At 74.4% G+C, this 12166-nt stretch carries 12 protein-coding genes; 1 reads left to right on the top strand and 11 read right to left on the bottom strand.

From position 1 onward, the window contains the following. Positions 1-13: 13 nt before the first annotated feature. From panD to ftsH, 10 genes are all read right to left on the bottom strand, one after another. On the bottom strand, positions 14-421 hold the full coding sequence (panD, locus tag ABD990_RS21565) for an aspartate 1-decarboxylase (RefSeq protein ID WP_345382525.1): 408 nt from the start codon (positions 419-421) through the stop codon (positions 14-16). An 8-nt stretch (positions 422-429) separates the two neighbouring features. Beyond that, positions 430-1314, bottom strand: coding sequence for a pantoate--beta-alanine ligase (panC, locus tag ABD990_RS21560; protein ID WP_345382524.1), 885 nt, complete (start codon positions 1312-1314; stop codon positions 430-432). Next, entirely contained in the window at positions 1311-2246 is a 936-nt protein-coding gene (locus ABD990_RS21555) for a Rossmann-like and DUF2520 domain-containing protein (RefSeq protein WP_345382523.1), read from the bottom strand. The genes panC and ABD990_RS21555 overlap by 4 nt, the downstream gene beginning before the upstream one ends. An 878-nt stretch (positions 2247-3124) precedes the next feature. Then, complete coding sequence (locus tag ABD990_RS21550) at positions 3125-4603, bottom strand: PrsW family intramembrane metalloprotease (protein ID WP_345382522.1); 1479 nt, start codon at positions 4601-4603, stop codon at positions 3125-3127. Positions 4604-4695: 92 nt separating this feature from the next. Further along, positions 4696-5184 carry a DUF3180 domain-containing protein gene (locus tag ABD990_RS21545; protein WP_345382521.1) on the bottom strand — a complete coding sequence of 163 codons (489 nt, stop codon included), beginning with the start codon at positions 5182-5184 and terminating at the stop codon, positions 4696-4698. Further along, the gene (folK, locus tag ABD990_RS21540) at positions 5181-5675 is read right to left on the bottom strand and encodes a 2-amino-4-hydroxy-6-hydroxymethyldihydropteridine diphosphokinase (protein WP_345382519.1); all 495 of its coding nucleotides are present in this window, start codon (positions 5673-5675) and stop codon (positions 5181-5183) included. Before folK ends, ABD990_RS21545 begins: the two co-directional genes overlap by 4 nt. 82 nt (positions 5676-5757) lie before the next feature. After that, positions 5758-6171 carry a dihydroneopterin aldolase gene (folB, locus tag ABD990_RS21535; RefSeq protein WP_345382517.1) on the bottom strand — a complete coding sequence of 138 codons (414 nt, stop codon included), beginning with the start codon at positions 6169-6171 and terminating at the stop codon, positions 5758-5760. Then, complete coding sequence (gene folP / locus ABD990_RS21530; protein ID WP_345382515.1) at positions 6168-7007, bottom strand: dihydropteroate synthase; 840 nt, start codon at positions 7005-7007, stop codon at positions 6168-6170. Before folP ends, folB begins: the two co-directional genes overlap by 4 nt. Before the next feature lie 50 nt (positions 7008-7057). Further along, a complete protein-coding gene (gene folE / locus ABD990_RS21525; protein ID WP_425569636.1) occupies positions 7058-7696 on the bottom strand; it encodes a GTP cyclohydrolase I FolE in 639 nt (212 codons plus the stop codon). Next, positions 7693-10164, bottom strand: a complete 2472-nt coding sequence (gene ftsH, locus ABD990_RS21520; protein ID WP_345382513.1) for an ATP-dependent zinc metalloprotease FtsH — start codon at positions 10162-10164, stop codon at positions 7693-7695. Before ftsH ends, folE begins: the two co-directional genes overlap by 4 nt. A gap of 401 nt (positions 10165-10565) precedes the next feature. On the opposite strand from ftsH, the gene ABD990_RS21515 reads away from it, so the two are divergent. Next, entirely contained in the window at positions 10566-11537 is a 972-nt protein-coding gene (locus ABD990_RS21515) for a serine protease (protein ID WP_345382511.1), read from the top strand. 21 nt (positions 11538-11558) lie between these two features. Here the strand turns inward: ABD990_RS21515 and hpt are convergent, their stop codons facing one another. Beyond that, the gene (gene hpt, locus ABD990_RS21510) at positions 11559-12122 is read right to left on the bottom strand and encodes a hypoxanthine phosphoribosyltransferase (protein ID WP_345382509.1); all 564 of its coding nucleotides are present in this window, start codon (positions 12120-12122) and stop codon (positions 11559-11561) included. Between the last annotated feature and the right edge of the window lie 44 nt (positions 12123-12166).

Raw genomic sequence — 12166 nt, 5'->3', positions numbered from 1 at the left:
CGGCGGACGGGCGTCAGCGGGAGCCGGAGAGCAGTCCCGAGCCCTCCGGCGCGTGGGCGGGGTCGGAGCCCAGCTCGACGATCTTGTTCTCGCCGTCGACGAACACGACCTTCGGCGAGTACGTGAGCAGCTCGGCCTCGTCGAGCTGGCCGTAGGCGATCAGGATGACGAGGTCGCCGGGGTGCACGAGGTGTGCGGCGGCGCCGTTGATCCCGATGACGCCGCTGCCCCGCTCGCCGGGGATCACGTACGTCTCCAGCCGCGCCCCGTTGGTGATGTCGACGATCGCGACCTGCTCGCCCTCCAGCAGGTCGGCGGCCTCCATCAGGTCGCGGTCGACGGTCACGGAGCCGACGTAGTGCAGGTCGGCCTGCGTCACCGTGGCACGGTGGATCTTCGAGGTCATCATGGTGCGCAGCACTGCGGCTCCTAGAGTTGGACGGGGAGGTTGTCGATCAGGCGGGTGGTGCCGAGCCGGGCGGCGACCAGCAGCCGGGCGCGACCGCCGGCGACCGGCTCGCCGAGGGTCTCGGCGTCCCGCAGCTCCAGGTACTCGACCTGCAGCGCCGGTTCGGCGTCGAGGACCGCGCGGGCCCGCTCGAGCACCGCCGCGGCGCCGTGGGCGGACACGGAGGCACCCTCGCGCAACGCGCGGGAGAGGGCGACGGCGCGGGCGCGCTCGTCGGCGGACAGGTAGACGTTGCGCGAGGACAGGGCCAGCCCGTCCGGCTCGCGGACGGTCGGGACGCCCACGACCGCCAGCGGGAAGTCCAGGTCGCGCACCATCTTCTTCACCAGCGTGAGCTGCTGGTAGTCCTTCTCGCCGAACAGCGCGACGTCCGGACCGACGATGTGGAAGAGCTTCGAGACCACGGTCAGCACCCCGTCGAAGTGCCCCGGCCGGACCGCCCCCTCGAGCTCGCCGCCGAGGGCGCCGGCGACGATCCGGGTGTCCGAGCCCGGTGGGTACATGTGGTCCACGGACGGCGTGAACACGAGCTCCACGCCCTCCTCGCGGCAGGCGTCGAGGTCCTGCTCCAGCGGCCGCGGGTACTTCGCCAGGTCCTCGTTCGGGCCGAACTGCAGCGGGTTCACGAAGATGCTGACGACCGGGACCACGTTGCCCGGCACCGACCGCGCGTGCCGGATCAGCTCGCGGTGACCCTCGTGCAGCGCGCCCATCGTCGGCACGAGCACGACCTTGCGGCCGGCCGCCCGCAGCGCCCGCGTGACCGCGGTCAGCTTGGCCGGGTCGTCGTGCACGGTCAGCCGGCCACGGGCGTAGCCGTTGCGGGTGCGGGCTGGTGCGGTCACCGGTGCTCCTCAGTGTCGTCGAGGGCGGCGCGGACCTCGTCGGCCGCGTGGTCGGGCAGCAACCCGCCCTTCGCCGCGCGGTACGCGGTCCGGCGGGCCAGGGTGCGGTAGGTGTCGGCGAGCCCGGGATCGGCGCGGTCGAGCTCGCGGAGGTGGGTGCGGACGGTGCCCACGTCGCCGCGCGCGACCGGGCCGGTCAGCGCCCGGTCGCCGTGCCGCAGCGCGTTGTCCAGCGCGGCGGAGAGCAGCGGGCCGATGAGCCGCTCGGCGGAGGGGGAGCCCGCGGCCCCGACCGTCGACCCGGCGCGGAGGACGGCCCGGTCCAGCAGGGCGGCGCAGTCCCGCACGAGCGTGACCAGGTGGTTCGCGCCGTGGGCGAGGGCGGCGTGGTAGAGCGGGCGGACCTGCTCGGGCACCCGGACCGGCTCCGCGCCCAGTTCCAGGACCAGGGCCTCGCCCACGCTCCAGGCGGCCTCGTCGTCCGCCCGGGCCGTCACCGCGACACAGCAGCCGGTGAGCCGCTGGACGTCCTCGGGCCGGCCGGTGAAGGTCATGACCGGGTGCAGGGCGAGCGGCAGGACCCCGTGCTCGACGGCCGGGTCCAGCAGCTCGACGCCGTGCGCGCCTGCGGTGTGGACGACGATCTGGCCGGGGCGGAAGGCGCCCGCGGCAGCGAGCCCGCGGACCAGGCCGGGCAGCACGTCGTCCGGGACGGCGAGGAGGGCGAGGTCCGCCGCGCGGACGACCTCGTCGGGGGCGAGGAGCGGGGCGTCGGGCAGGAGCGTCCCGGCACGGTGCACGGACGCCCGGGAGACTCCGGAGGTGGCGACGACCCGGTGCCTCACCGCGTCCAACGCGGCACCCAGAACAGCCCCGACACGGCCGGCGGAGACCACTCCGACGGCCAGCCGGGCAGGCCGGCCAGCACTCATCACGCGCTCCTGCAGTCGTTCCAGTCCACCAGGGGTACCGGACGTTGTGGTCGACATCGATCGGCGACGACGGCACGAGGGTAGGCGGGCACGGACCGTCCCGGGGAGGCCGCGTGACGGGCTTCACCGGGCCGTGCGGCTCACACACCGCTCACCTGGCTGTCACGTGGTGGTGATCGGCGGGACGTTCGGGCGGCGGTTGCACTCCTGGTGGGAGCCGACGCACCCATGGCGGCTCGGGCAACGCACCCGCGACGGCTCGGGCGGAGAAAGCGCCGGCGACGGGGCGCTGGACGGGTCGGCACAGCCGGGAGGGGCGTCGCACACCCGCTCCTGCTCGGCGACACACCCGGGAGGCGTGCCGCACATCCCGTCGACGCCCTGTGTCGCGCTTGTACGGATGTGTCGGCTCGGCCGGCTCGGTCCGCGCTCGTGCGCGTGGTGAGCTCGACCGGCCCACGGCGAGCTCGCACACCCGGAGGTGCCTCGCCCCGGTCGCCGCACTCTGCCGGCGATCGACGAGGTGTGCGAGCCGACCGGCACCGACGGATGTGCGAGCTCCGTCCACGGGATCCTTGCGAACGCCGGCACGGTCGGCCCGACAACCCCGCCGCTCCCACATCCGGAAGCGCCTCGCACAGACCGTCGACCGGGTGTGTCACGAACCCGAAGGTTGTGCGGCTGCGCCACACCGGGTCTGTCACGAACCCGAAGGTTGGGCGGCTGCGCCACACCGGGTCTGTCACGAACCCGAAGGTTGGGCTGCGCCACACCGGGTCTGTCACGAACCCGAAGGTTGGGCGGCTGCGCCACACCGGGTGCGTCATGACGCGAGGGTTGTGCGGCTGCGCCACGTCGAGTGTGCGGCCCGAGGGCCGTCAGCGCCGGCGGGGCGGGCCCCAGCCCGGCGGGGGGCCGGGGGGCGGCTGCTGTCCCCGCGGGGGCAGGCCGGGGGCGCCGTAGGTCGGCGGCGGTCCCTGGCCCTGACCCGGCGGGCCGTAGTCCTGCGGGGGCGGGCCGTACCCCGGCCCGGCGTAGCCCTGGGACGGCGGCCCGTAGCCCGGTGCGGCGTAGCCCTGGGAGGGCGGGCCGTAGGGCTGCGGGACGGGCGCCCAGCCCGGCGCGGGGGCGGGCGGCGGGGTCCAGCCCGGCGGGTGCTGGTTGCCCCAGGCCGCGGTGAGGGCGTCCGGCATCCCGAGGGCCCGGGCGCGGGCCTTGGCGAGGGCGCGCAGCCGCTCGTGCTCCAGCTCGGCGGCGCTCTCCCGCACCGAGCCGCGGGCGATGCGTGCCCGCAGGAACGCCAGCTCGGTGACCGCCGTCTGGTACTCGGCGACCGCGCGGGCGGCGTGCGGCCCCGAACGCTGCCGGACCGCCCGGCGCCAGCCCCGCCGCTTCGCCAGGTTGCCGAGCAGCGGCACCTCGCTCCACGCGATCCAGCCCGCCTGGGCGAACGACGGCAGCTGCTCCGCAACCGTTCGGGCCTCGCGGCGCCGCTGCCAGATCACCACCACGGCGAGCCCGAGGAACAGCGGCACCATCACCACGACGTAGACCTGCACGAACCCGGTCCCGCCGAGCACCGAGGCGGCACCGTTCCACATCGCGTGCAGCAGCACCGCGACCAGGTAGCCGGCGAGCACTGCGAGCACCCGCACCATCGGGCTGCGGCTGGCCGCGGCGATGCCCGCGCCGATGCCGGTCATCGCTGTGAACAGCGGGTGCGCGAAGGGCGAGAACACCCCGCGGAGCAGCAGCACGGCGAGCACCCCGCCGCTCTGCCCGGCCACGGCGTCCTCGGCGAAGGCCCGGCCGATGTAGAGGATGTTCTCGGTGTAGGCGAACCCGGCGGCGACGAGGCCCGCGTAGACGATCCCGTCGACGATGCCGTCGAACTCCTTGCGCCGCCAGACCAGCAGCCCGACGAGGAAGAGCCCCTTGAGCGCCTCCTCGACGAACGGGGCGATCACGACCGAGCCCAGGACGTCCCCGCTGCCGCGGCCGAGCAGGGCGTCGACCGCCAGGGCCGCGCTCGAGTTGATGAGCAGCGCGGACAGCGCCGCGAAGCACGCGCCCCAGAGGAACGCGATCAGCAGCATCCGCGGCGGCTCGGGCTCCCAGCGGTCGATCCACAGGAAGGTCGCGACCACCGGGCCGACCGGCAGCAGCGCACACAGTGCCCCGACCAGCACGCCGCCGGGACCGACCGAGTTGCCGACGAGGCCCAGCACCACGAGCCCGCACACGCCCAGCGCGACCAGCCCGACGACCGGGAGCAGCACGCCCTTGCGCCGCGCGGCGTGCGTGTGCCGCGTGGTCTGCTCCGCGGGCGGGTGTCCGGTCGGGACGGGGTTGGCCATGCCGGCGAGCCTACTTTCAGCGACCGACATCCACCGTCCGTCGCCGGCTGGGGGCGTCCCGGCTGTGGTGAACCTGGGTGGGTGCTCCCCTCCTAGCGCGTGGCCGCACCGCCCCCGGACCCGCCGTCCCGGCGCTGCTCGTCCGGGTCGTCCGGCGTGCGGCAGCAGTGTTCCAGCCAGAGCGCGCCGCCGACGAGCACGAGCGCGCACACCAGCCCGACGACCGCGGCCGTGGTGTCCGACGCCGCCGCGGTGACCGTCGAGGCGCGGGGCAGCACGTAGGCCAGCAGCCCGGCCCACAGCCCGCCGACGAGCGCCCCGCCGACCGCCGACGCCTGCGCCACCAGCACCGCTCGCGCCGCGACCAGCGGCTCGACGGGTCTGCTGCCCTGCCGACGTTCCACCCGGCCCTTGAGGATCCACCCGGCGACGGCCTCGGCGAGCCCGAGCACGCCGAGCGTGACGCCGGCGGGCGCGGGGAAGGAGGGCAGCGTGCCGTAGGTCAGGCTGACGACCAGGTGCGCCACGATCCCGGCGCCCAGGAAGGCGACGAGCAGGTCGCGGTGCCGGATCGGCTTCACCGCAGGACCAGGTCCGGCCGCGGACGCACGGTCTCCGCCTCGCCCGCGGGCAGCGCGGCGAGCAGGTCGGCCACCCGACCGTGCCCCGGGAGCACGGCGTCGGGCTCCACGTCCAGCCACGGGATCAGCACCGTCGCCCGCTCCGGCGTGCCCGGGTGCGGGAGCAGCAGCTCGGGGTCGTCGCTGGTCACCCCGTCGACCGTGACGATGTCGACGTCGAGCGTGCGCGGGCCCCACCGCACCTCGCGGACCCGCTCGGCGGCCTTCTCCAGCTCCTGCCCGCGCCGCAGCCACCCCCAGTGGTCCACGGCCGGGTCGTCGACGATCAGGATCGCGTTGAGGAAGTCCGGCTGCTCGACCCCACCCCACGGCGCGGTCTCGTAGACGGGCGAGGCGGCCACCAGCGCGTCGGCGAACCCGGCGACGGCGCCGCGCAGGTGGGCGAACCGGTCGCCCAGGTTCGACCCCAACGACAGCACCGCGCGGCTCACGGCGCTCCCACCCCGGAGCGAGCGGCACTCTCGCTCACCAGGTATGAGCGAGAGTGCCGTTCACCCATCGTCGCGGCGGGGGTCATGCCGGGATCACCCGGCCGGTGCTCGTCGGGTGGGAGCGCCGGGCGACCACCGCGACGTCCGCGAAGTCCAGCGGGATCGGGGCGTTCGGCTTGTGCAGCGTGACCTCGACGGCCTGCACCCGCTCGTCCTCCATGACCGCGTCGGCGATCTCCGCCGACACCGTCTCGATGAGGTCCCTCGGCTCGCCCGCGACGATCGCCGCGACCCGCTCGGCCAGCTCGCCGTAGTGCACGGTCTTCGTGAGGTCGTCCGTGGCGGCGGCCTCCCGCAGGTCCAGCCACAGCACGACGTCGACGACGAAGTCCTGCCCGTCCCGCTTCTCGTGGTCGAACACCCCGTGGTGCCCGCGCACGCGCAGGCCGCGCAGCTCGATGCGGTCCGTGTCCGGAGCGCCGCCGGGGAGGCTCATGCCGGCGGCTCCCCCAGCCACGGCCCGGTGCGGGCCCGCGAGGCACCCAGCCGGTAGGCGGTGCTGACGGCCACAGCGTCCATCGTGGACTCGACGTCGTGCACCCGGACGCCCCAGGCGCCGGCGTGCGCGGCGAGCGCGCTGATCGCCGCGGTGGCGCCGTCCCGACCCGCGGGCGGGCGCACCCGGCCCTCGGCGTCCGCCAGGAGCTGGCCGAGGAAGCGCTTGCGCGAGGCCCCCACCAGCACCGGGAAGCCCAGCGCGACCAGCACGTCCAGCCGGCGCAGCAACGCCCAGTTGTGCGCGGCGGTCTTGGCGAAGCCCAGCCCGGGGTCGAGGATCAGCCGGTCCGGGTCCACACCGGCCATGACCGCCGCGTCCGCCCGGGCGACGAGCTCCTGCCGCACCTCGCCGATGACGTCCTCGTAGGACGCCAGCTCCTGCATCCGGTCGCTGTGCCCGCGCCAGTGCATGAGGATCCACGGCACCCGCAGCGAGGCGACCGTGGCGGCCATCCGCGGGTCGGCCAGGCCGCCCGAGACGTCGTTGACGACCTCGGCCCCGGCCTGGACCGCCGCCTCGGCGACCTCCGCCCGGGTGGTGTCGACGCTGACCCGGACGCCCTCGGCGACCAGCTCGCGGATCACCGGCACCACGCGCTCGCGCTCGGTGGGGGCGTCGACGCGCCCGGCGCCCGGCCGCGTGGACTCGCCCCCGACGTCGACGAGGTCGGCCCCCGCGTCCCGCATGGCGACGCCGTGCGCGACGGCGTGCTCCCGGTCGACGTAGCGCCCGCCGTCCGAGAACGAGTCCGGGGTGACGTTCAGGATGCCCATCACGACACAACGGCCGGGATGCGGGACGCGCCCCTCCAGCCGACCCGCCATCACGTGCCCCGGATCAGCGAGAGCGCCTCCGCGCGCGAGGACGGGGAGGTCTGGAAGAGCCCCCGGACGGCGGAGGTGGTCGTGCGCGAGCCCGGCTTGCGGATGCCGCGCATCGCCATGCACAGGTGCTCGGCGTCGATCACGACGATCACTCCGCGCGGGTCCAGCTTGCGGACCAGCGCGTCGGCGACCTGCCCGGTCAGCCGCTCCTGCACCTGCGGGCGCTTCGCGTAGAGGTCGACCACGCGGGCGATCTTCGACAGGCCCGTGACCCGGCCCTCGACGGACGGGATGTACCCGACGTGCGCGACGCCGTGGAAGGGCACGAGGTGGTGCTCGCAGGTGCTGTACAGCGGGATGTCCTTGACCAGCACGAGCTCGCCGTGGCCCTCGTCGAACGTGCGCTCGAGGACGGTCGACGGGTCGACGTACAGCCCGGCGAAGATCTCCTCGTAGGCGCGCGCGACGCGGCCCGGGGTGTCCCGCAGGCCCTCGCGGTCGGGGTCCTCGCCGAGCGCGATCAGCAGCTCGCGGATCGCCGCCTCGGCGCGTGCGTGGTCGACACCCGCCGCGGCCGCCCGCTCCGCCGCCGTGTAGGTCGGGGCCGGGGCCTCGCCGTCGGTCGTTCCGGTGCTCAGTTCCTGCTCCCTGCGTCGGGGCCCAGCGGGCCCGCCGCCTCCGGGCCCTCGGGGTCCGGGCGCTGCGCGGGCGGTTCCGGCCCGAGCTGCTGCGTCGGCTGCTCCGGGGAGGCCTGGTGGCGGCCCTGCCCGTACTCCGGCTGTGCCTGCGTGCCCGGGTCGCCCTGGTGCGACGCCCAGTTCGGTGGCGGCCAGGTCTGCCCGGCCGGGGTGGTCGCGGGCCGCCAGTCCGGCGGCGCACCGTAGTTCGGCGCGACGGCGTACGGCGCCTGCGGGCCCGGGTGGCCGCCGGCCGGCTGCGGGGCCTGACCGTGGCCGTTGCCGACGACGTGGCCGGCACCGTTGCCCTGCGCGTACCCGCCGTTGCCCTGCGACCCGTGCGCCGGGGCCGACTCGGACGGGAACCCGCCCGGGTAGCCGCCGCCGTTGGGGCCGGGGTTGGGCAGCGGGCCGGGGCCGCCGTTCGGGCCCGGCGTCGGGACGCCGTTGCCGCCGCCCGGGTACGACCCGACCGGGGCCGGCTCGCGCTCGGTCTCCGGCGGCCAGATCTCGCCGCGCTCGCGGGCCAGCTCGGCGCGCGTCTTGATCGGCGGCTTGTCCGACGGGGTGCGCTCGCCGAAGTCGTTGAACGCGGTGATCCGCGGCCGCTTCTCGACGTCGCCGAAGATCCGCTCCAGGTCCCGGCGGGTCAGCGTCTCCTTGTCCAGGAGCTCGACGACCAGGTTGTCCAGGACGTCCCGGTAGGTGTTGAGGATCTCCCACGCCTCGGTGTGCGCCGCCTCGATGAGCTTGCGCACCTCCTCGTCGATCTCGTGGGCCACCTCGAGCGAGTAGTCCGCCTGGTTGCCCATCGAGCGGCCGAGGAACGGGTCGCCCTGCTCGCGGCCGTAGCGGACCGCGCCGAGCCGGGCGCTCATGCCGTACTCGGTCACCATCGCGCGGGCGATCTTCGTGGCCTGGTCGATGTCCGACGACGCGCCGGTGGTCGGCTCGTGGAACACGAGCTCCTCGGCCGAGCGCCCGCCCATCGCGAACACCAGGCGCGCGATCATCTCCGAGCGGGTCATGAGGCCCTTGTCGTCCTCGGGGACGACGAGCGCGTGCCCGCCGGTGCGCCCGCGCGGCAGGATCGTGAGCTTGTAGACCGGCTCGAGGTCCGGCATCGCCCACGCGGCGAGCGCGTGCCCGCCCTCGTGGTAGGCGGTGATCTTCTTCTCCTGCTCGGAGATGATCTTGCTCTTGCGCTTCGGGCCGCCGACGACGCGGTCGACCGACTCCTCGAGCGCCGCCGAGGTGATCAGCGACCCGTTCTCACGGGCGGTGAGCAGCGCGGCCTCGTTGATGACGTTGGCCAGGTCGGCGCCGGACATCCCGACGGTGCGCTTGGCCAGCCCGTCGAAGTCGACGTCCGTGGCGAACGGCTTGCCCTTGCTGTGCACCCCGAGGATCGCCTTGCGGCCGGCGAGGTCCGGCGCGCCGACCGGGATCTGCCGGTCGAAGCGGCCCGGGCGCAGCAGCGCCGGGTCGAGGATGTCCGGCCGGTTGGTGGCCGCGATGAGGATGATGCCGCCGCGGGCGTCGAACCCGTCCATCTCGACGAGGAGCTGGTTCAGCGTCTGCTCGCGCTCGTCGTGCCCGCCGCCGAGGCCGGCGCCGCGCTGGCGGCCGACCGCGTCGATCTCGTCGACGAAGATGATGCAGGGCGAGTTCTGCTTGGCCTGCTCGAACAGGTCCCGGACGCGGGAGGCGCCGACACCGACGAACATCTCGACGAAGTCCGAGCCGGAGATCGTGTAGAACGGCACGCCCGCCTCGCCCGCGACCGCGCGCGCCAGCAGGGTCTTACCGGTGCCGGGCGGGCCGTAGAGCAGCACGCCCTTCGGGATCTTCGCGCCGAGCGCCTGGTAGCGGCCCGGGTTCTGCAGGAAGTCCTTGATCTCGTAGAGCTCCTCGACCGCCTCGTCCGCGCCGGCGACGTCGGCGAAGGTGGTCTTGGGCATGTCCTTGGACAGCTGCTTGGCCTTCGACTTGCCGAAGGACATGACCCGGTTCCCGCCGCCCTGGGCGTTGTTCATCATCCAGAACAGGACGAGGAGCACCAGGCCCAGCGGGATCAGGTAGATCAACATCGTGGTCAGGAACGAGTCCTGCCGCACGATGGTGTTGTAGTTCGCGACCCCGGCGTCCTGGAGCTTCGTGAAGATCGCGTTCGACGACGCCGCCGGGTACTGCGTGATGATCTTCGTGCTGCCGTCGACCGGGTTGGTCAGGTCGAGGCGGAGCCGCTGCTCCTTGTCCTCGATCGTCGCGTCGGCCACGTTCCGGGCGTCGATCTGCTGCAGCGCCGTGGAGGTCGGGACCTGCGTGTAGCCGCGGGTGTCGTCGAAGAGCACGGAGAACGCGAAATAGACCAGGACCACGACGAGGATCCAGATCAAGGGGTTGCGGAGCAGGCGCTTGCGGTCCATGCAGCTTCGGCCTGGTGGCCTTCACCTTCCCGAGTGTGCTTTCCGGTCCCGCGCTGGCGGCGACGCGCCGACCGGCCTGATCCGCCAGGATAGCTTCCGTCGGCCGAGCACGCGCCACCGCGCCGGACGGGGACCGGCGGGTGATCGTGCCCGTACAACGATCGACCCCCGGGCGGTGTTCCCCGGGATCCGCGCAGGTTGCGGGGCCGGCGGGTTCCCACGAGGTCGCGGGCCCCTCCCGGGACCGCGCCGGACTGCCACCCGCCTCGCCCCGGACGTTCACGTGATGGTGGGGTATCCCACGGCCGCAGGTGTCGTTGGACCCTGGCGGCGGGTACTCGCGGGGCCGAATCGTGGCGGGCGGACGTCACGACGGGTCGGGAATGCAGGGGGTTGTGCGGATGCGTGTGCGGTCGGGCGGTGCCGGTCGGGGCCCGGGCTCGTGGGCCCGGCGGACGGCGGTGGCCGCCGCGGTGGCCGGGGTGGCCGCGGCGGCCGTGCTCCTGCCGTCGACGGCGAGCGCGCGCCCGGCCCCGAGTGCTCCCGCGGCCGCGCCGGCCCCGGCCTGGGCCTCCCGGGAGGCCGCCGCGGTGCACCCCGGGGTGGGCACCACCACGCAGGGCGGCGGCACCTGCACCAGCAACTTCGTCTTCCGCGGCGGGAACGGCACGGTCTACCTCGGACAGGCCGCGCACTGCGCGGGCACCGGCCAGTCCACCGAGACGGACGGGTGCACCTCGGCCACGATGCCCGTCGGCACCGCGGTGACCGTCCGCGGCGAGCGCGGCTTCACCGTGACCGGGACGATGGCCTACAGCTCCTGGGTCACCATGCAGCGCCGCGGCGAGACCGACCCGAACACCTGCGCCTACAACGACTTCGCGCTGGTCGAGCTGCCACCGGAGGCCGTCGCCGCGACCAACCCGAGCGTGCCGTGGTTCGGCGGTCCCACGGGCGTGTCGACCGCCGGGCTGCCGGAGGGCGCCCAGGCCTTCAGCTACGGCAACTCGCCGGTCCGCGGCGGCGTGAGCGCGCTGAGCCCGAAGGCGGGCGTGAGCGCGGGCGACGTCGGCGACGGCTGGGGGCACACCGTCTACACGGTCAGCCCGGGCGTGCCCGGCGACTCGGGCAGCGGGTTCCTCGACTCCTCCGGTCGCGCGATCGGCCTGCTGTCGACGCTGAACCTGGCGCCGCTGCCGGTCAGCAACGGCGTCTCGGACCTGTCCCGGATGCTGGCCTACGCCGACACCCACGGCGAGCTCGGCGACCTCTCGCTGGTCGACGGCACGGCGCCCTTCACGCCGACCCCGCCCGGGGTGCCGACGGAGGACCTCGCCCCGCCGGCCGGGCCGCCGGTGGGCGCGGCCTCCTGACGCCGCGCCCCGCGCCCCGGGTCAGGCGTAGACGGACGGGTCGAGCGTGCCGATGTAGGGCAGGTCCCGGTAGCGCTCGCCGTAGTCCAGCCCGTAGCCGACGACGAACTCGTTGGGGATGTCGAAGCCCACGTACTTCACGGGCACCTCGACCTTCACCGCGTCCGGCTTGCGCAGCAGCGTGACGACCTCGAGCGAGGCGGGCTGCCGCGACTCCAGGTTCTTCAGCAGCCACGACAGCGTGAGCCCGGAGTCGATGATGTCCTCGACAATCAGCACGTGCCGGCCGGCGATGTCGCGGTCGAGGTCCTTGAGGATCCGCACCACGCCCGAGGACGAGGTCGACGAGCCGTAGGAGCTGACCGCCATGAACTCCAGCTGCACCGGCAGCGGCATGGCCCGGGCGAAGTCGGTCATGAACATCACGGCGCCCTTGAGGACGCCGACGAGCAGGAGGTCGGAGTCGCGGCCGCCGGGACCGCAGAGGTCGGCGTAGTCCTTGCCGATCTGCTCGGCGAGCTCGGCGGTCTTCTCGCCGATCTGCTGCTCGGTGACCAGGACGGACGCGATGTCCTCGTCGTACACGGGGTGGGGCCCTCTCGCTCGGCGGTCGTTCTGCGGGCGCGGAC

The organism is Pseudonocardia yuanmonensis, from assembly GCF_039542425.1.
Taxonomy (GTDB): domain Bacteria; phylum Actinomycetota; class Actinomycetes; order Mycobacteriales; family Pseudonocardiaceae; genus Pseudonocardia; species Pseudonocardia yuanmonensis.
Note: the sequence above shows the minus strand (reverse complement) of the source record. Positions and strands in the feature narration are given on the sequence as shown.

Coding starts and splice junctions, on each gene's coding strand:
- ABD990_RS21555 (WP_345382523.1), bottom strand. CDS start 2,246: ATGAGTGCTGGCCGGCCTGCCCGGCTGGCCGTCGGAGTGGTCTCCGCC.
- ABD990_RS21550 (WP_345382522.1), bottom strand. CDS start 4,603: ATGGCCAACCCCGTCCCGACCGGACACCCGCCCGCGGAGCAGACCACG.
- folB (WP_345382517.1), bottom strand. CDS start 6,171: ATGAGCCTCCCCGGCGGCGCTCCGGACACGGACCGCATCGAGCTGCGC.
- folP (WP_345382515.1), bottom strand. CDS start 7,007: ATGGGCATCCTGAACGTCACCCCGGACTCGTTCTCGGACGGCGGGCGC.
- ftsH (WP_345382513.1), bottom strand. CDS start 10,164: ATGGACCGCAAGCGCCTGCTCCGCAACCCCTTGATCTGGATCCTCGTC.
- ABD990_RS21515 (WP_345382511.1), top strand. CDS start 10,566: ATGCGTGTGCGGTCGGGCGGTGCCGGTCGGGGCCCGGGCTCGTGGGCC.